The organism is Janthinobacterium woesei (assembly GCF_051380875.1).
Taxonomy (GTDB): domain Bacteria; phylum Pseudomonadota; class Gammaproteobacteria; order Burkholderiales; family Burkholderiaceae_D; genus Janthinobacterium.
Window position 1 is genome coordinate 94,665 of sequence record NZ_JBNYXW010000019.1, and the last position, 17,193, is coordinate 111,857.

Sequence of the window (17,193 nt, forward strand, 5' to 3'; positions counted from 1 at the left end):
GGCAGCGGCAGGAGTCAGTGCGGTGCTTTGACGGGCAGCCAACGGCTGGCCAGCTTGCGTTGCAATAACAAAAACTCGGCCGCGATCTCGTGTTTCAACCAGAAAATACCGGCGATCCAGCACAGCAGCGAGGCCAGCGCCGTGCCTGCCAGCGCCAGCAGCGCGCCTGCATACGGCAGCTCGTTTGGCAGCCACAGCAGCATCAGCAGCGGCGGCGCACTGCAAAGTAGACACAGGACCAGGCTCTTGCGCACGGCTTGCGCCAGGATGCGCCAGTGCAAGCCATTCACGCGCCGCAAACAGGCATACACCAGGCAACTACGCAGCACGCTGGCCAACACCACGGCCCAGGCCACCGCCACCAGCCCGAACGGCGCCGCCAGCAAGAGCAGCGCCACCTTCAGTACGCCGGCCCAGGCATCGAGGCGCACCTGCGCGCGCATCTGGCCCGTCGCCACGAGCAGGTAGCGGGCCATGCTGAACATGCTATACACGGCCGAGGACAGGCACATGATGCGGATCAAGGGCACGCAAGCGAGCCATTGCGAGCCGTACAACACCTTGACCAAGGGCAAAGCCATGCACGCGAGGAAGAGAAAAAACGGCCAGGCCAGCGCCGTCATGTAGCTGATGGTGCGCAGATACACGGCCACCGCCCCGCCCGGGGTTCCCATCTTCCCCTTCTCCTCGCGGTCGCGCGCGGCGAAGAGGGGAAACACCACGGGAGAAATGGCGCTGGTAATGGCCTGGTTGAACAGATTGAGCACGCTTTGCGCCTTGCCGAACAGGGCCAGGCTGTCGATACCGATCAGCTTGCCGATGATCAGGTCCGGCGCCGCCACGCCCGCCTCGTCGACCAGCCCGCCTCCCGTCGAGTACGCACCAAAGCTGGCGATGGCGCCCATGCCGCGCCATCCCGGCAGCCATGGCAGCTCTTTCGGGCGCAGCAGCAGGCTCACCAGTAGCGAGGCGCAGGACCCGGCCAGCGCCGCCCACACCATGCTCATATAACTCTGGCCCAGCAGCGCCAGCGTCACTGCCACCAGCACATTGACCATGCCATTGGCCCCGTTGATGGCGTAAATGGCGCGAAAGCGCAGCTGCCGGCGCAATATCGGCAGGGTTAGCGCACTGAACGGTATCAACAGGAAGTTGATTGACAGCAGGCGCAGCACCAGGGTCAGCCGTGGTTCATCATAAAACCTGGCCAGCGGCGCGCTGGCCAGCAGCACCACGCCTGCCAGCAGCCAGGCGACCAGCACGCTGGTGGCCAGCGCGGCGCGCAGCTTTACCCTGTCGAGCTGCTTTTCCTGGATCAGATATTGCCCCACGCCAAAGTCGCGCACCACCTGCGCCAGCGCCACCAGCACGGCGCCCAGCGAATACACGCCCACCTCGGCCGGCGTGAGCAGGCGCGACAAGACCATGCTGGCGATAATGCCCAGCAGTAGCACCGTGTATTTTTCGGCGAAGGAAAACGCAAAGGAATGGCGGGTGGCGCTCATGCGTGGCGCCTGGACTTACACCAGGCCGTCATAAAACTGGCGCAGCTGGCCTTGCAGGCGCGGCATCGAATAGCGCTGCAGCGTTTCCTCGCGCGCCAGCCATCCCATGCGCTCACGCCGGGGCGAGTCCTTCAGCAGCTCTGCCACGGCCGCGCAGGCCGCATGCGCATCATCGAGCGGCAGCAGCAGGCCGCCTGCGCTATCGTGCAAGATATCGTGCGTGCCCGGCACATCCGTGCCCACGGCCGGCACGCCGCAAGCCATCGCTTCGATGGTGGCGATGCCAAAGCCTTCATTTTTACTCAGCAGCACATGCAAGTCGAAGGCCGGCATCAGCAGCTCGATGCGTTGCTGGAAACCGGCAAACCGCACGCGCTCGGCCAGTCCCGCCGGCTGCATTTGCTGCACCTGCAGCCGCAGCACGGCTTCCAGCGGCCCCGTGCCCACCAGCACTAAATACAAGTTGGGAAACTGCGGCGCCAGGCGGGCGAACAGGTCCAGCAGCGCTTGCGGGCGTTTTTGCGCGGACAGTCGCGCCACGGAACCCATCACCAGCGCGTCGTGCGGCAGCCCGAGTTGCTGGCGCGCCAGTTCCCGCCGCTCTGGCGAGACGATGAAGACATCCGTATCGACACCGTTCGGTATCACGGCCAGCCGCGTGGCTGGCGCCAGCATGTCGCGGTACAGGGCCAGGAAATGCCGCATGGCCGAAGGCGAGACGGCGTACACGCCCTTCACGCTGCGAAACGCTTCTTCCAGCCGGGGCCGCTGCCAGGCGCTGAACGCCTCCAGGGGAAAGGCGTTGTGCACGCTGACGACGGCAGGCAGGCGGCATTGCCGCGCCAGCCACAGGATGGAGGCGCCATACGCCGTCCAGCACAAGGCCACGTGCACCAGGTCGGGCCGCAGGCGCCGCAGCCGCCAGGCGCCCGTAAGTTTGGCGCGCAGCAAGTTCCAGCGCCGCCACGGCCAGTGTTCGAGAAACAGCGGCGGCTCATAGATGTGCACTTCCAGCTGCTGCGTGCGCAAGCCGCGCGCCCAGTGGGCAAAGCCGGGAAAGCGCCGCAGCGCCAGCACGCTGTCATAGCCGCAGTGGCCCAGCAGGCGCGCCTCTTGCGCCATGCGCAGCTCCATGCCGCCCAGTTCGCCCGAATAACTGCTGATGACGATGCGCGGCAAGCGTTTGCGCCGTCCGCGCCATGCTTCATGGAAAAAGCCGCGCAGCTTCGCCCGCTCCCACTGGCGCAGGAACAGGTCGGCATGGTCGCGCCGCAGCCAGGCCCGCACGGCGCCGAATGTGTCGCGCAGATAGCGTCCCAGCATCCAGCGCGGCACGCCCAGCAGTTCTGCACTGGGTTCGGGCGTCGCCAGCCGGCATTGGCCACGCCCGAACAGCATGGCGCGCCGCAGTATCCAGCCCCGTTGCACCTGCTGCACGCGGATGATGTGCGCCACGCGCGCCTGCGGACAGAACCACGATGGATTGCCCGCCGCGTGCATCTCCAGGTTCAGCCTGGTCTCGCTGCCCATGGCATAGCTGGCCCCTTGCGGGCCGATGCTTTCGTCATAGCGGGCGCCGGTCTCGAAGATGCGGCGGCGAATGGCCATGTTGGCGCCCCACACCAGCCCAGGATACACGGGGCCGTCGCGCAGGTCGGCACTGGTAATGCCCCACGTCAAGCCCACGGGGGTCAGGCGCAGCAGCCAGTGCGCTGGCCGCTCGCGCCAGGCGGGCACGATGGCGCCGCCGAACAGGGCGTAGCCGGGATGGCTGCGCGCGCTCTCTTGCAGGCGGCACAGCCAATCAAATGCGGGCATGGCATCGTCGTCGCCAAAGACAAACAGTTCGCTGCCGTCGCCGCCGTAGCGCAAGGCGTGCTCGACAGCCCCATTCAGGGCGGCACTGCGTCCGCGCCGCGCCACGTACACCGAACTGAGTGCCAGGCGCGTGCGGAACGCATCGATCACGCCCGCCGTGCCGTCATTGCTGCCATTGTCGGCGATGACCAGGCGCCAGCCGCCCACCGGCGCGCGCAAGCCCATGTAAGCCTGCAACACTTGCGGTAAAGTGCCGGCGCCATTGTAGGTCGCCATGAGAACGGTCAACAAGTGCATGCCTCCTTGGTCTTACCATGAGATGTGCGCCTCAACGGCGTACTGACCCAGTGTACTGAGCCTGACCCCCAAGCCGTTGACAGGCATCAAGGCCCGGCACCGTCCATGCAACGCCATGCACCAGCAGGAGTCCACCATTCATGCGCGACATACTCGTTACCATCATCATCCTGGGCTCGCTACCCTTCATCCTGAAAACGCCGGCCATTGGCGGCCTGATGTGGGTCTGGGTCAGCGTCATGAATCCCCACACGCAAGGCTGGGGTTTCGCCACCCACATGCCGTTCGCCTTCATCATCGCCATCGCCACCATGTTCAGCCTGCTGAAAACGCGCGAACCGAAGGGCTTGCCGCTCACCCCCGTCAGCGTGCTGCTGTTGCTGTTCGTGGCGTGGATGAACGTCACGGCGCCATTCGCCCTGCTGCCCGAGTCGTCCTGGGTGCAATGGAACAAGGTCATGAAGATCATCCTGATGAGTTTTGTGGTGATGATGGTGATACGCACGCGGCGCGATATCGTGCGCCTGGTATGGGTGCTGGTGGGCTCGATCGCTTACTACGGCGTGAAAGGCGGCATCTTTACCATCCGCAGCGGCGGCACGGAGCGGGTCTGGGGGCCAGAAGGAACGTTCATAGGTGACAACAATTCGCTGGCTTTGGCCCTCATCATCACCATTCCCCTCATGTACTACCTGCAGCAAAACACGCATCAACGCTGGCTGCGCCACGGCTTGTCGGCGGCGATGCTGCTGTCGGCGCTGGCCGCGCTGGGCTCGTATTCGCGCGGCGCCCTGCTGGCGATTGCCGCCATGGGCCTGCTCATGTGGCTCAAAAGCGAACGCAAGCTGGTGCTGGGCGCGCTGCTCGGTACGGTCGCGCCGCTGCTGCTCGCCTTCATGCCCGAACGCTGGAGCGAACGCATGGACACCATCAATACCTACCAGGACGATGTTTCCGCCATGGGCCGCCTGAATGCCTGGCGCATGGCGTACAACCTGGCGCGCGACCGCTTCCTGGGCGGCGGTTTCGACGTGTCCGATGCCGCCATCTTCGCCCGCTACGCGCCGAACCCCATGGATGTGCACGCAGCGCACAGCATCTATTTCCAGGCGCTGGGCGAACACGGCTTCGTCGGCCTGTTCCTTTACCTGGCGCTGGGCATCGCCACCTGGCATACGGCGTCCGTCATCATCCGCCTGACGCGCGGCAACGCCGAGCTGCGCTGGGCGCACGGCCTGGCCACCATGAGCCAGGCCAGCCTGATCGGCTTTGCCGTGGGCGGCGCCTTCCTCAGCCTGCTGTATTTCGACATGCCCTATTATTTGATGGCGGCCCTGATCGCCACGCGCAGCGTCGTCGAGCAGCAGTTACAGGCGGCAGCGCCGCGTACGCTGGCGGCCAGGACAAGGGACAAGAACGCCACTATCGCGGAGCAGCCATGACGTCCAGCCTCTCGATATTGATCTACCACCGCGTGCTGGCGCGGCCCGACCCGCTGTTTCCCGGCGAAGTCGATGCGCGGCTGTTCGAGCGCCAGCTGCGCCTGCTCAAGCGTTTCTACACGCCGCTGCCCCTGGCGCTGGCCGTAGAGCGCCTGCAGGACGGCACCTTGCCCGCGCGCGCCGTCAGCATCACCTTTGATGATGGCTATGCGGACAATGCGCAAGTGGCCTTGCCGCTGCTGCAGCGCCACGCCATGCATGCCACTTTTTTTATTGCCACGGGTTACCTGGACGGCGGGCAAATGTGGAACGACAGCGTGATCGAAGGCGTGCGCCATGCGCCCGGGCCGCTGCTGGACTTGCAGGCGTACGGCCTGGGCTGCTTGCCGGTCGGCAGCCTGGCGCAGCGGCGCGCCGCCATCGCCACCCTGCTGGGCCAGCTTAAATACCTGCCGTTCGCTCAGCGCCAGCGCATGGCCATGCACATCCGCCGCCAGGCGCCCGCCAGGCCGCGGCCAGTAACCATGCTCAGCACTGAGCAGCTGCGCCGCCTGCACGCGGCCGGCATGGGACTAGGGGCGCACACGGTCAGCCACCCCATCCTGGCGACCCTGTCAAACCGGGCCGCGCGGCTGGACATTGTCAATGGCAAGCAGCAGCTGGAAGACCTGATCCAGGCGCCTGTCTCGCTGTTTGCCTATCCGAACGGCAAGGCCGGGCGCGACTATGGCGCGTCCCACGTGGAGATCGTCAAGAGCCTGGGTTTTACGGCGGCCGTCGCCACGGACTGGGGCGTGGCGCGCCCCGCTCATGCCGTGGATGTGTGGCAGCTGCCCCGCTTTACGCCATGGGATCGAGGACGCCTGGCGTTTCTGTGGCGCATGCGGCAAAACCGCTTGCGTGCGGCCCCAGCGACGCAGGATGCTGACTAAGCCACTGTTCCAGCATCATCAGCAGCCACACCATGGTGCCGTGATAGGCAGGGTGTTCGGCCAGCAAGCGCCCTTGCAAATCGTCGATGAAGGCGGGCCGCACGATGCCGCGCCGGCGCAGCTGCGTCAGATTATCGAAGGCAAACTCGCGCAGCGCAGGATGGCTGTGCAGCCATAGGCCGAAAGGCAAGCCAAAACCATGCTTTTTCTTGCGCACGATGGCCGGCGGCAGGATTTCCGCCAGCGCCCGCTTGAAGAAGGGCCGCAGCTGCGTGCCATCCAGCTTGTCCTGCGGCGCCAGGCGCGCGGCAAACGCCACCATCGCGTCGTGCAGGAAGGGAAACGCCGCCTCCACGCCGGCCAGCTCGCACGCCTTGCGCACCTTGAACAAGTCGTTGTCGGCCAGGGTAAAGCGCATGTCGAGCGCCAGCAGTGCATTGATCTGGCTCAAGCCCTGCCCTTGCCGCTGCCAGTACGCGTCATTCACGCAGCCGGGCGCCATGCCCGGATCGATGGTGTCGATGAAGCCCGCTTCGAGCACCGTGCGGTAGCCATGGCGCAACAGCAAGTTATAACTGTCCAGGCGGGCTGGCAATGGCAGGCTGGCTTGCTCGATGTAGCGGCGCGCCTTGTCAAACAGGCGCCAAGGCTGGCCAATTTGCTGGCGGAACAGCAACGGCTCGATGATGCACTGGCGCAGCAGGGCCGGCAATTGCGCATAGCGCGACAGCAAGGCTTGATGCGCATAGCGTTCATTGCCGCCAAACAATTCATCGCCGCCATCGCCGCCCAGGAGGCGCGTGACGCCATCCGCGCGCGCCATCTGCGCGCAATAAAAGGCAGGAATGGCCGAGGCATTGCCGAAAGGCTGGTCAAACGCGGCCGCCATGGCCGGTATGGCGCCCAGCACGTCGTTTGGTGTCACATAGCGCTCGTGGTGGATGCTGCCCGCATGGCTGGCGGCCAGGCGCGCATACGCCATTTCATCATAGCCGGGCGCATCAAAACCGATGGAATAGGTGCGCGCGGGGCGGCCCGTCACCTGCCCCATGATGGCGGCCAGGGTGGAACTGTCCGTGCCGCCGCTGAGAAAAGCGCCCGTGCTATCCCCGTCCGCCCCCAGGCTGCTTTCCACTGCCAGTCGCAAGATGCGCAGGAATTCCTGCTTGTTGCTGGCAAAACTGGCCGGCGTGCGCGCGTAAGCGTGTTCCTGGAACGCCAGCTGCCAGTAACTGCCCTTGCATAGCTTGCCGCCACGCACATGCAGGTATTCGCCGGGCAGCAGCCGCTGCTGGCCCAGGTAAGCCGTGGCCGGGCCCGGCACCATGTGAAAGAACAGGTAGTTATACAAGGCTTGCGGATCGAGCGCGCCGCGCACGGCCGGATGGGCCAGCAAGGCGTCGTGCGAGGAAGCAAAGAACAGGCCCTGCGCATTGCTGGCGTAGCTGAGCGGGTGGATGCCGGCGCGGTCCACGGCCAGCAGGGCCGAGCCGGAAAAGGCGTCGAGGATGGCCAGCGCGAACGGTCCAGACAGGCAGGCACAGGCAGCCACGCCCCGGCTCAGCCACAAGGAAGCGAGGCGGCGCGCCACGTCGTCAAACGAGCCGTCGAGTTCCGGCCGGCCCCAGATGGCCACTTGCAAGCCATCTTGCTGGTACAGGTGGCGGCTGCCATCGATAGCGGCCACGGCCACGCCGCCCACCTCGCCCACGCCTGCCGCCAGAGGCGCGCCATCAAAGCGCGACAGGGGTGCGGCCATGCGTGCCAATGCAGCAGCCAAAGCAGCTGCCAAAACAGTGTCAAGACTGCCGGCGCCAGCCGTAGACGCGACATTGTCGCAAACATCAAAAGCTTTCGCCGTGCCTGTACCTGCGCCTGAACCAGCGCTTGTGCAAGCATCCGCGCCCGCCGCAGCAGCAGCAGCAGTATGAACAGCAGCGATGGCACCCGCACCCGCACCGGCAGCAGCATTTGCAGGCCAATCATGGCCAGATGCGCCTGTCCCCGCAGCCGCCAGCCAGCCGCACAGGCCGCTCATACGAGCACCTCGGCCGGCAGCGGATGGCCGAGAAATGCCGTCGGGCTGGCCGTCAAGCCATACGCGCCCGACTGGAACACTACCACCAGGTCGCCCTCGTCGGCGCGCGCCAGTTCCATCTGGTCGGCCAGCAGATCGAGCGGCGTGCACAGCGGGCCGACGACAGACGCCACTTCGCGCGCGCCCCCTTGCAGCCGGTTGCCGATGGCGACCGGGTAATTCTTGCGGATCAGCTGGCCAAAATTGCCCGAGGCGGCCAAATGATGGTGCAGCCCGCCATCGGTGACGAGAAACACTTGCCCGTGCGAAACCTTGCGCTCGATTACCTTGCACACATAAATACCTGCCTCGGCCACCAGATAGCGGCCCAGTTCCAGGTTCAGGCGCACGCCGGGCGCGGCCACGTTCAACCTATCGAGCTGCAACTGCAAACCGTCGGCCACGGGCGCCAGGTCCAGTTCCTGGTCGCCGGGAAAATACGGCACGCCAAAGCCGCCGCCGATATTGAGCGTGCGCAAGGGGCCCGGTGCGCTGTCGGCCAGCTGCAAGGCCAGTTGCACGCTGTGCGCCTGGGCTTCGGCCAGGGCCGTGGCGCACAGGTTTTGCGCGCCCGCAAACAAATGAAAGCCGTGAAAATCCAGGCCCAGCTCGCCAATGCGCGCCAGCAGGGCCGGCACCTGCGCCGCATCGACGCCAAACGGCTGCGCGCCGCCACCCATGCGCATGCCAGCCCGGCGCAAGGCAAAGTCTGGATTCACGCGCACCGCCACCCGGGCCGCCACACCCTGCCGCGTGCTGGCCAGTGCCGTTTTTTCCAGCTGGGCCAGCGACTCCACATTGATCAGCACGTCCGCCGCCACGGCGCGCGCCAACTCCCCATCACGCTTGCCCGGCCCCGCAAAACTGATGCACGCGGCCGGCATGGGCGTATCGAGCGCCGTCGCCAATTCGCCGCCCGAGGCCACGTCGATGCCGTCGACCAGGCCCGCCAGCAGTTGCACCACGGCGGGCATGGGATTGGCCTTCATGGCGTAATGCACATGCACGCCAGCGGGCAAGGCGGCGCGCAGATCGGCCACGCGGCGCACGATGTGGGCGCGCTCATAGGCGTAGAACGGCGTGCTGCCCACACGCTGCGCCAGCCGGCATAGCGGCAAACCGCCCACTTGCAGCATGTCATCGGCGACGGCAAACTGGCGCATGGCCGCATGCAGCGGCAGTTCGGGGTCGTGCATGACTGGGCCGTTCATGCCGCACTTCCTGATTGGACCGCAGAGGCCTGCGCGAGTTCCCGTGCCAACTCCAGCACCAACTCCCGCGCCAGCAGCGGGCGGTCGATCTTGCCGTTCGGATTGCGCGGCAAGACGCCGTCGCGGATGCCGATCCACAGGGGCAGCATATAACTGGGCAAGCGGGCGCGGCAGGCGGCCAGCACGCCCTCGCGCAGCAATTCCACACCCGCCGCAGGCGTGACCAGCAAGGCGATGGCCTGGCCCAGCACGGCATGCGGCACGCCCAGCGCAACCGCCTCGCCCACCAGGCCACTCGCATACACGACTTCTTCGATCTCGGCCGGGCTGACCCGGTAGCCCGAGGTCTTGATCATGTCGTCGCTGCGTCCGACGAAATACAGATAGCCTTCCGCATCGCGGCGCACGGTGTCGCCCGACCAGACGGCCAGTTCCGGCAGCACCAGCCCGCTGGCCTGCGGCGGCAGGGGCTTGAAACGCTCGGCCGTGCGCGCCGCATCGTTCCAGTAGCCCAGCGCCACCAGCGCGCCACGGTGCACCAGCTCGCCCGGCTCATCGGCGGCGCAGACGCTGCCGTCGGGGCGCAGCACCAGCACTTGCGCATTCGGGATGGCTCGCCCGATGGAATCGGGGCGCCGCTCCAGCTGCTCCGGCGCCAGGTAGGTGGAACGGAACGCTTCCGTCAAGCCATACATCAGGAACACTTGCGTGCGCGGCAACGCCAGGCGCAGCTTGTCGAGCGTGGTGCGCTGCATCACGCCGCCCGAATTGGTGATATAGCGCAGCGGCGACGACAAGGGCCAGCTCAGCTGCGACAGTTGCACCCACAGTGGCGGCACGGCAGCCAGGCCCGTGATGGCTTCCTGTTCCACCGCTTCGACGATGTCGCGCAACAACAGGTAATTCATCAGCACGGCGCAGGCGCCGCTGATGAAGGCTGTCGTCAGCTGGCTCAGGCCGTAGTCAAAACTGAGCGGCAAGACGCACAGGATGCGGTCTTGCGGCGTGTTGCGCAAATAGGTCGATACGCTGAGCGCGCCAGCTACCATATTGCGGTGCGACAAGACCACGCCTTTCGGCCGCCCCGTGCTGCCAGAGGTGTACAGGATGGCGGCCATATCCGTGTCGATCACCGGGTGTGGAGCGGGCGCGCCAGCCGCGCCGCCCTCGCCAGTCATATCGAGCGCGGCGCGCCAGGACAGCAGCCGCACGCCGCCCAGGCTGGCCTCCGGCTCCCATGCACCCGTCAGCAGCACCGTGCGCAAGTCGGGGCAGGCGGCCAGCGCCGGGCCCAGCAGCGCCAGGCGTTCGCGCGAGGTGATGAGGATGGCGACATTGCAGTCGGCCAGGATATACGCCACCTGGTCCGCCTTGAGCAGTGGATTGACGGGCACGAACACGGCGCCGGCCGCCGCCGCGCCAAACATGGCGCTGACATTTTCCGGGCGTTTTCCCAGGTAGACGGCGACCCGCGCGCCACGCTGCACGCCCAGGGTCAGCAAGGCGCCTGCGCAGTCGCGCACCGATTGCGCCAGCGCGCCATAGGCCAGCTCTTCGCCTTGCCACGACAGCGCCGGTGCATCGGGCGTGCGCTGCGCCGTGTCAAGAATCACATCCTGTATCAGTGTTGCCATCGTCTCGCCCTCTGGTCGCCATGAATAGTATGCATCCCCCATGATTCAGACAAACGGACACAGCGGTCTTGATTTTTATCAATCATCGAGTTGCAGCAAGACAGTTGCCATAACACTTGAGCCTGCGCAAGACCGGCGCTGGCCGCTGCGCTCTAATGGACAGCGTTGGCTGCATAGCCGCCCCCTTTGTGATCGCCATGGCCCTGATCCCGCATTTCCCCCTGCTGCAGCGCCTCGCCGCCAGCATTCGCCAGCTGGGCTGGCGCGACAGCGCCTGGCTGGCCGTGGCGCGCCTGCTGGCGCGGGTGCCGGGCGAGCGCTGCGCGCTGCACCGCTACCAGTTCGTGGCGCAGGCGGTGGCGCCCGGCTCGCTGTGCCGTGGCCGCGGCCAGGGCATCGCCGTCACGCCGTGCCTGTCTGCCGACGACTTGCCGCCGGGGCCGCAGCGCCCGAGCGCCGTGCTGCGCGAACGCTACCGCCAGGGCGCGCAATGCCTGGTGGCGCGCAATGCTAGGCAAGCAGACGACCAGACAAGCATGGCCGGCTGGCTGTGGCTGCTGCGCCACGGTTGCCAGGAAGACGAGGTGCGCGCCCGCTATGCGCTGGCGTCGGCACAATCGTCGTGGGACCTGGACGTGTGGGTGCAGCCCGAGCAACGCGGCGGCCTGGTCTTCGCCCGCCTGTGGGAAGAAGCCAACAAGGTGCTGCACGCGCAGGGCGTGCGCTGGTCGTGCAGCCGCATCTCGCGTTTCAACCGGGCCTCGCTGGCCGCCCATGCGCGTCTGGGCACGCATGGGCTGGGCACGGCCACCTTTTTGCGCTGCGGCAGCTGGCAATGGATGGCCGCCAGCGTGGCGCCCTACCTGCACCTGTCGCGCCGCCCCGATGCCTTTCCACTGCTGGCCTTTGACACCAGCGACCTGCCCCACTACCCCTCTCTGGAGCTGACATGCCGCATCTTGAAGCAGTAAAGCACATCCTCGACACCACCCTGGGCCTGAACGGGCGCGCGCTCGATGCGCGCACGCCGCTCTTGGGCAGCGTGCCGGAACTCGATTCGATGGCGGTGATCGGCGTGATCGCCGCGCTGGAAGACCATTTCGGCATCGAAGTGGCCGACGACGACATCCACGCGCGCCATTTCGCCACGGTGGGCAGCCTGCACGATTTCGTCTTTGCAAAGCTGCGCCGATGAGCAATACCGCCACCGGCCCGCTGCCCTTGCTGCCCTTCTTCCTGCCGGCCAGCGGCGGCCAGCGCTATTGCTTGCTGCATCTGCCACCGCCGGGCCAGAGCGCGCGCGGCGGCATCGTCTACCTGCACCCGCTGGCCGAAGAACTCAACAAGAGCCGCCACGTGGCCGCCGCGCAGGCGCGCGCCTTTGCCGCCGCCGGCTACAGCGTGCTGCAGATCGACCTGTATGGCTGCGGCGACAGCAGCGGCGATTTTGGCGAGGCGCGCTGGGATATCTGGCACAACGACCTGCACCTGGCCTGCGCCTGGCTGGCGCAGCGCGTCGACGGTCCGCTGACCTTGTGGGGCTTGCGCCTGGGCGCCCTGCTGGCGCTCGATTTCGCCAGCCGCGCGCCGCTGCCCGTGGCGCGTTTGCTGCTGTGGCAACCCGAACTCGATGGACGGCGCTGCATCGACCGCTTCCTGCGCCTGCGCCTGGCTGCACGCCTGCTGGCCAGCGCAGAAGCGCAAGCGCCCGGCGATGCGCGCGCAGAGCTGGCACAGGGTTCGCCCGTGGAAGTGGCCGGCTACCTGCTGGCACCAGCGCTGGCGCAGGCCATCGACGCCGTCAGCGCAGCGGCGCTGCTGCCGCGTGTTCCCGTCTACTGGCTAGCCTACCAGGCGCCAGACCAGACCAGTGCGGCCCCCCTGCCAGCGCTGGCGCGGCAATGGCTAGACCAGGGCGCCGCCTTGCACATGGCCAGCTTCGGCGACGGCCCTTTCTGGCACAGCGGCGAACTGCTGGCGTGCCCGCAATTGCTGGAGGCCACGCGGGAACTGTGCCATGACTGGCTGGCACCAGAGAGGAACACGTCATGAAACGCGACAAGGTCGAACTACAGCCCGTGCGGCAGCTGGCCCTGCGTTTTCGCAGCGCGGCAAAAGACCATGAAGCGCAGGCGCGCATGGTTGGCATCCTCAGCCTGCCTGCCGTGCCGGCGCCGCGCGGCGTGCTGATTGTTACGGGCGGGCCGCAGTACCGCGCCGGCAGCCACCGCCAGTTCACCTTGCTCGCTGGCGCGCTGGCGGCGCAAGGCTTGCCCGTGCTGCGTTTCGACCTGCGCGGCATGGGCGACAGCGAAGGCGCGCCACGCGGCTACCGCGCCACCGGTCCCGACATTGCCGGCGCCCTGGCGCAATTCTTCGACGCCGTGCCATCCCTGCGCGAAGTGGTGCTATGGGGCTTGTGCGACGGCGCCACAGCCGCCGCCTGCCATGCGCCGCGCGACGCGCGCATCAGCGCCCTGATCTTGCTCAACCCATGGGTGCGCAGCAGCGCCGGCCTGGCGCGCGCCACCCTGCTGCACTATTATTTGCCACGCCTGCTGCAGGGCGGCTTCTGGCGCAAGCTGGCCGGCGGCAGCGTGCAACTGGGCGCCAGCCTGGCATCGCTGCGCCAGGTGGCGGCGGCCACGCGGAACGCGGTGGCGGCGGCGGAAGACGAGGCGCCCGCGCCCGCGCTGCTGCAGGCGCTGACGCAATTCCAGGGCAAGGTCTTGCTGATCTTGAGCGGCGACGACCTCGGTGCACGCGAGTGCCGCGCCTTGCTCGATGGCGACGCGGCCTGGCGCGCCGTGACCGCGCGCGCGCAATGGACGCAGGCGCACATCGATGGCGCCAACCATACCTTTGCCAGCGCCGCCTGGCGCGGCGAAGTCGAACAGCTGTGCGCACGCTGGTTGCAAGCATGGTAGCGTCCAGGCCCAAACGGGTGTTGATGATCGCCTACCATTTCCCGCCGCTTGCTGGCGGCAGCGGCATTTTGCGCACGCTCGGTTTCGCGCGCCATTTGCCCGAGTGCGGCTGGCAGCCGCTGGTGCTCAGCCCCAGCGCGGGAGCGTATGCGCAGCAGGGTCCATCGCAACTGGCGCAGATCGGCGCGCACACCACCGTGCGGCGCACGCTGGCGCTGGATGCAGCGCGCCACCTGGCCATTGGCGGGCGCTATCCGCGCTGCCTGGCCCTGCCCGACCGCTGGAGTTCCTGGTGGCTGAGCGCCGTGCCGGCCGGCCTGCGCCTGATCCGCCAATACCGTCCCGACGCCATCTGGTCAACCTACCCGATCGCCACGGCGCACCTGATCGCGCTGACCCTGCAAAAAATCAGCGGCCTGCCGTGGATCGCCGACCAGCGCGATCCCATGTTAGATGACAGCGACGCGCTGGCGCCGTATCCATCCGAAGCGCGGCTGCACCGCATGCACGCGTGGATCGAGCAGCGTATCGCGGCGCGCAGCGCGGCCATCGTCTGCACCACGCCGGGCGCCATGGCGGCGCACCAGCGGCGCCTGGCGCAAGTGCCGCGCGGGCGTTTCTGCCTGATCGAAAATGGCCATGATGACGATGCTTACGCTAACGCTGGCCATGCGCCAACTGCATTGCACGCGCCGCGCGGCCAGCGCAGCCGCTTCCTGCTGCTACACAGCGGCGTGATCTATCCGTCCGAGCGCGACCCGCAGCCGCTGTTCGAGGCGCTGGCCCGCTTGCGCCGCGAAGGTGCGCTGCATGCGCAAAACTTCCAGCTGCTGCTGCGCGCCACGGGCCACGATGCGTGGCTGGCCGGCCTGCTGGCCAAGTACGGCATCGCCGATCTGGTCAGCCTGGCGCCATTGCAGCCGCACCACGCGGCGCTGCAGGAAATGCAGGGCGCCGATGGCTTGCTGCTGCTGCAGGCGGCCAATTGCAACGCGCAGATTCCCGCCAAGCTGTATGAATACCTGCGCTGCCGCCGGCCTATCCTGGCGCTGACCGACCTGGCCGGCGACAGCGCGGCCAAGCTGCGCCACTGCGGCATCGACACCATCGGCCAGCTGGCATCGAGCGCCGACTGCGCGCGCGCGCTGCTGCGTTTCCTGGCGCTGGCGCGCCAGGGCCGCGCACCGCTGGCCAGCCACGCGGCCATCGCCCTGCAATCGCGGCAAGAGCGCTGCAACGCCCTGGCCGACTTGCTCGACCAGGTCAGCCACAGGAGTCCCCCATGAAGCATGCATCATTACTCGCACTCGCCTGCGCCCTCGCTGCCGGCGGCGCCATGGCCGCCGTTACCGCGACTGCCGCCGATTGCCCGCCCTACGTCAAACACGCGACGGGCGGCGACTACACCAGCGCGGAAGACCGCAGCGGCCTTTCCGTGGTCGAGAATTACCATTTTTCGCGCGCCGTGGAAACGCTGACGCACGGCATGACGGGCAGCCTGGGGGCCGATATCGGCTACACGCTCGAACACTTTCCGAACCACCATCGGGCGCTGGCGTCGATGGCCAAGCTGGGCCTGCGCCTGAAAAGCACGCAGCCCACGGGCGCGCGCTATACGGTGAGCTGTTTTTTCGAGCGCGCCATCGCCTTCGCGCCGCACGACGTGACGGCGCGCATGGTGTATGGCAACTACCTGCTGGCCATGGGCCAAGATGCCACGGCGCTCGAACAGCTGGACGCGGCCAGCCGCCTGGCGCCGGAGCACGCCACCATCCAGTACAACCTGGGCCTGATGTATATGAAGAAAAAGGAATACGACAAGGCCAGCGCCCATGCGCAAAAAGCCTATGCGCTGGGTTTTCCCTTGCCGGGGCTGAAAAACAAGCTGAAGGCGGCCGGCAAGTGGCGCGAACCGCCGCAGCCGCCACCGGAGCCAGCCACGCTTCCAGAGCCGGCGCCCGCCGCTGCCGAACCTGATGCGCAGCCGAGCGTTGAAGAAGCAAGGCCGGATTGACCAGCGGCGCCCGCTTGCCTGACGGCGACGGCTGCATTGCCCGCGCCGGCCAGCGGCAAGCTGGCGTCCACCATTATGGGGCGACCGGCTTGACCTTCGACGCGGCCAGCACGGCCCGTTCGCGCGCCGTGGCGATGTCGTCGGCCGCCGCCAGCGCCACGCCCATGCGGCGGCGGGCGAACGATTCGGGCTTGCCGAACAGGCGCAAGTCAGCGCCCGGCACGCGCAAGGCCTCGGCCACGCCTTCAAAGGCGATGCCTTTCGCTTCCACCTGGCCGTAGATGACAGCCGAGGCGGCGGGCGAACGCAGCGCCACGTTCACGGGCAAGCCGAGGATGGCCTTGGCGTGCAGTTCGAATTCGCTCTGCACCTGGCTGGCCATGGTGACCATGCCCGTGTCGTGCGGACGGGGGCTCACTTCCGAGAACCACACCATGTCGTCCTTGACGAACAGCTCCACGCCAAACAGGCCCAGGCCGCCCAAGTTGTCCGTCACCTTGCGGGCGATCTCGCGCGAACGCTCCAGTGCCAGCGGCGCCATCGCCGCCGGCTGCCACGATTCCACGTAATCGCCCTGCACCTGCAAGTGGCCGATCGGCTCGCAGAACTGCGTCTCGATCTGCCCCGAGGCGCCCACGGCACGCACCGTCAGCAAGGTGATTTCATAATCAAAATCGATGAAGCCTTCGACGATCACGCGGCCCGTATCGACGCGTCCGCCGCTGGCCGCATGCGCCCACGCCGTTTCCACATCAGCGGCACTGTCAAGCTTGGACTGGCCCTTGCCCGACGAGGACATGACGGGTTTCACCACGCACGGGAAACCGATTTCCTGGCACGCCAGCTGCAATTGCTGCAAGCTGCTGGCGAAGCGGTACGGCGACGTGGCCACTTTCAGTTCTTCGGCTGCCAGGCAGCGGATGCCTTCGCGGTTCATCGTCAACACGGCCGCGCGCGCGTTCGGGATGCAGGTGATCTGGCCGGCAGCTTCCAGCGCGGCCAGGGTGTCGGTGGCAATGGCTTCGATTTCCGGCACGACCAGGTCCGGCTTTTCCAGCTCGATCAGGGCCGCCAGGGCCGCGCCGTCGCTCATGTCGATCACGTGCGAGCGGTGCGCCACCGGGTGGCCCGGTGCGTTCGGATAGCGGTCGACGGCGATCACTTCCACGCCCAGGCGCTGCAGCGAGATGATCACTTCCTTGCCCAGTTCGCCGGAGCCAAGCAGCATGACTTTGATGGCGGTGGAAGACAGGGGCGTGCCGAAGGTGCGGGGCGTGATGGTGCTTGAGGTCATGGGCAGGGTCAGTTTGGCGGTGGGAAAGATGGCTGGGACTAT

General features: G+C 67.1%; 14 protein-coding genes. 8 read left to right on the forward strand and 6 right to left on the reverse strand.

The genetic code is table 11. The features are described from left to right. Positions 1-14: 14 nt before the first annotated feature. Together ACQ4W6_RS21240 and ACQ4W6_RS21245 are read right to left on the reverse strand one after the other, a co-directional pair. Positions 15-1,505 carry a lipopolysaccharide biosynthesis protein gene (locus ACQ4W6_RS21240; protein WP_436569154.1) on the reverse strand — a complete coding sequence of 497 codons (1,491 nt, stop codon included), beginning with the start codon at positions 1,503-1,505 and terminating at the stop codon, positions 15-17. A gap of 15 nt (positions 1,506-1,520) precedes the next feature. Continuing rightward, on the reverse strand, positions 1,521-3,614 hold the full coding sequence (locus ACQ4W6_RS21245; protein ID WP_436569155.1) for a glycosyltransferase: 2,094 nt from the start codon (positions 3,612-3,614) through the stop codon (positions 1,521-1,523). Positions 3,615-3,760: 146 nt separating this feature from the next. Between ACQ4W6_RS21245 and ACQ4W6_RS21250 the strand changes: the two genes are divergently transcribed. Together ACQ4W6_RS21250 and ACQ4W6_RS21255 are read left to right on the forward strand one after the other, a co-directional pair. Continuing rightward, positions 3,761-5,062 (forward strand): putative O-glycosylation ligase, exosortase A system-associated, encoded by a 1,302-nt coding sequence (locus ACQ4W6_RS21250; protein WP_436569156.1) that lies wholly within the window; start codon positions 3,761-3,763, stop codon positions 5,060-5,062. Continuing rightward, a complete protein-coding gene (locus ACQ4W6_RS21255) occupies positions 5,059-5,994 on the forward strand; it encodes a polysaccharide deacetylase family protein (protein WP_436569157.1) in 936 nt (311 codons plus the stop codon). The genes ACQ4W6_RS21250 and ACQ4W6_RS21255 overlap by 4 nt, the downstream gene beginning before the upstream one ends. On the opposite strand, the gene ACQ4W6_RS21260 is transcribed toward ACQ4W6_RS21255, so the two are convergent. From ACQ4W6_RS21260 to ACQ4W6_RS21270, 3 genes are all read right to left on the reverse strand, one after another. Then, positions 5,903-7,753: an asparagine synthetase B family protein gene (locus tag ACQ4W6_RS21260; protein ID WP_436569158.1), complete on the reverse strand. Its 1,851-nt coding sequence runs from the start codon at positions 7,751-7,753 to the stop codon at positions 5,903-5,905. The two genes, ACQ4W6_RS21255 and ACQ4W6_RS21260, sit on opposite strands and share 92 nt — an antisense overlap. Before the next feature lie 275 nt (positions 7,754-8,028). Beyond that, positions 8,029-9,282, reverse strand: a complete 1,254-nt coding sequence (locus tag ACQ4W6_RS21265; RefSeq protein WP_436569159.1) for a pyridoxal-dependent decarboxylase, exosortase A system-associated — start codon at positions 9,280-9,282, stop codon at positions 8,029-8,031. Beyond that, positions 9,279-10,916, reverse strand: coding sequence for an acyl-CoA ligase (AMP-forming), exosortase A system-associated (locus ACQ4W6_RS21270; protein WP_436569160.1), 1,638 nt, complete (start codon positions 10,914-10,916; stop codon positions 9,279-9,281). The genes ACQ4W6_RS21265 and ACQ4W6_RS21270 overlap by 4 nt, the downstream gene beginning before the upstream one ends. 197 nt (positions 10,917-11,113) lie before the next feature. Between ACQ4W6_RS21270 and ACQ4W6_RS21275 the strand changes: the two genes are divergently transcribed. From ACQ4W6_RS21275 to ACQ4W6_RS21300, 6 genes are read left to right on the forward strand one after another with little or no spacing between them, the layout of a single operon-like run. Continuing rightward, positions 11,114-11,887 carry a GNAT family N-acetyltransferase gene (locus ACQ4W6_RS21275; protein ID WP_436569161.1) on the forward strand — a complete coding sequence of 258 codons (774 nt, stop codon included), beginning with the start codon at positions 11,114-11,116 and terminating at the stop codon, positions 11,885-11,887. Beyond that, complete coding sequence (locus ACQ4W6_RS21280) at positions 11,866-12,111, forward strand: acyl carrier protein (protein ID WP_436569162.1); 246 nt, start codon at positions 11,866-11,868, stop codon at positions 12,109-12,111. Before ACQ4W6_RS21275 ends, ACQ4W6_RS21280 begins: the two co-directional genes overlap by 22 nt. Beyond that, positions 12,108-12,968, forward strand: a complete 861-nt coding sequence (locus ACQ4W6_RS21285; RefSeq protein ID WP_436569163.1) for a hydrolase 2, exosortase A system-associated — start codon at positions 12,108-12,110, stop codon at positions 12,966-12,968. Before ACQ4W6_RS21280 ends, ACQ4W6_RS21285 begins: the two co-directional genes overlap by 4 nt. Next, the gene (locus ACQ4W6_RS21290) at positions 12,965-13,843 is read left to right on the forward strand and encodes a hydrolase 1, exosortase A system-associated (RefSeq protein WP_436569164.1); all 879 of its coding nucleotides are present in this window, start codon (positions 12,965-12,967) and stop codon (positions 13,841-13,843) included. Before ACQ4W6_RS21285 ends, ACQ4W6_RS21290 begins: the two co-directional genes overlap by 4 nt. Positions 13,844-13,866: 23 nt before the next feature. Next, positions 13,867-15,129: a glycosyltransferase gene (locus ACQ4W6_RS21295; RefSeq protein ID WP_436569165.1), complete on the forward strand. Its 1,263-nt coding sequence runs from the start codon at positions 13,867-13,869 to the stop codon at positions 15,127-15,129. Next, positions 15,126-15,857, forward strand: coding sequence for an ABC transporter permease (locus ACQ4W6_RS21300; protein WP_436569166.1), 732 nt, complete (start codon positions 15,126-15,128; stop codon positions 15,855-15,857). Before ACQ4W6_RS21295 ends, ACQ4W6_RS21300 begins: the two co-directional genes overlap by 4 nt. Positions 15,858-15,930: 73 nt before the next feature. Here ACQ4W6_RS21300 and purT read toward each other — a convergent pair whose 3' ends face one another. Next, complete coding sequence (gene purT, locus ACQ4W6_RS21305) at positions 15,931-17,151, reverse strand: formate-dependent phosphoribosylglycinamide formyltransferase (protein ID WP_436569167.1); 1,221 nt, start codon at positions 17,149-17,151, stop codon at positions 15,931-15,933. Positions 17,152-17,193: the final 42 nt, after the last annotated feature.

Excerpts from the sequence above, each read along its gene's own strand:
- ACQ4W6_RS21240 (WP_436569154.1), bottom strand. The coding sequence starts at position 1,505 with ATGAGCGCCACCCGCCATTCCTTTGCGTTTTCCTTCGCCGAAAAATAC.
- ACQ4W6_RS21250 (WP_436569156.1), top strand. The coding sequence starts at position 3,761 with ATGCGCGACATACTCGTTACCATCATCATCCTGGGCTCGCTACCCTTC.
- ACQ4W6_RS21255 (WP_436569157.1), top strand. The coding sequence starts at position 5,059 with ATGACGTCCAGCCTCTCGATATTGATCTACCACCGCGTGCTGGCGCGG.
- ACQ4W6_RS21260 (WP_436569158.1), bottom strand. The coding sequence starts at position 7,753 with ATGGCCGCACCCCTGTCGCGCTTTGATGGCGCGCCTCTGGCGGCAGGC.
- ACQ4W6_RS21265 (WP_436569159.1), bottom strand. The coding sequence starts at position 9,282 with ATGAACGGCCCAGTCATGCACGACCCCGAACTGCCGCTGCATGCGGCC.
- ACQ4W6_RS21270 (WP_436569160.1), bottom strand. The coding sequence starts at position 10,916 with ATGGCAACACTGATACAGGATGTGATTCTTGACACGGCGCAGCGCACG.
- ACQ4W6_RS21275 (WP_436569161.1), top strand. The coding sequence starts at position 11,114 with ATGGCCCTGATCCCGCATTTCCCCCTGCTGCAGCGCCTCGCCGCCAGC.
- ACQ4W6_RS21280 (WP_436569162.1), top strand. The coding sequence starts at position 11,866 with ATGCCGCATCTTGAAGCAGTAAAGCACATCCTCGACACCACCCTGGGC.
- ACQ4W6_RS21285 (WP_436569163.1), top strand. The coding sequence starts at position 12,108 with ATGAGCAATACCGCCACCGGCCCGCTGCCCTTGCTGCCCTTCTTCCTG.
- ACQ4W6_RS21290 (WP_436569164.1), top strand. The coding sequence starts at position 12,965 with ATGAAACGCGACAAGGTCGAACTACAGCCCGTGCGGCAGCTGGCCCTG.
- ACQ4W6_RS21295 (WP_436569165.1), top strand. The coding sequence starts at position 13,867 with ATGATCGCCTACCATTTCCCGCCGCTTGCTGGCGGCAGCGGCATTTTG.
- ACQ4W6_RS21300 (WP_436569166.1), top strand. The coding sequence starts at position 15,126 with ATGAAGCATGCATCATTACTCGCACTCGCCTGCGCCCTCGCTGCCGGC.
- purT (WP_436569167.1), bottom strand. The coding sequence starts at position 17,151 with ATGACCTCAAGCACCATCACGCCCCGCACCTTCGGCACGCCCCTGTCT.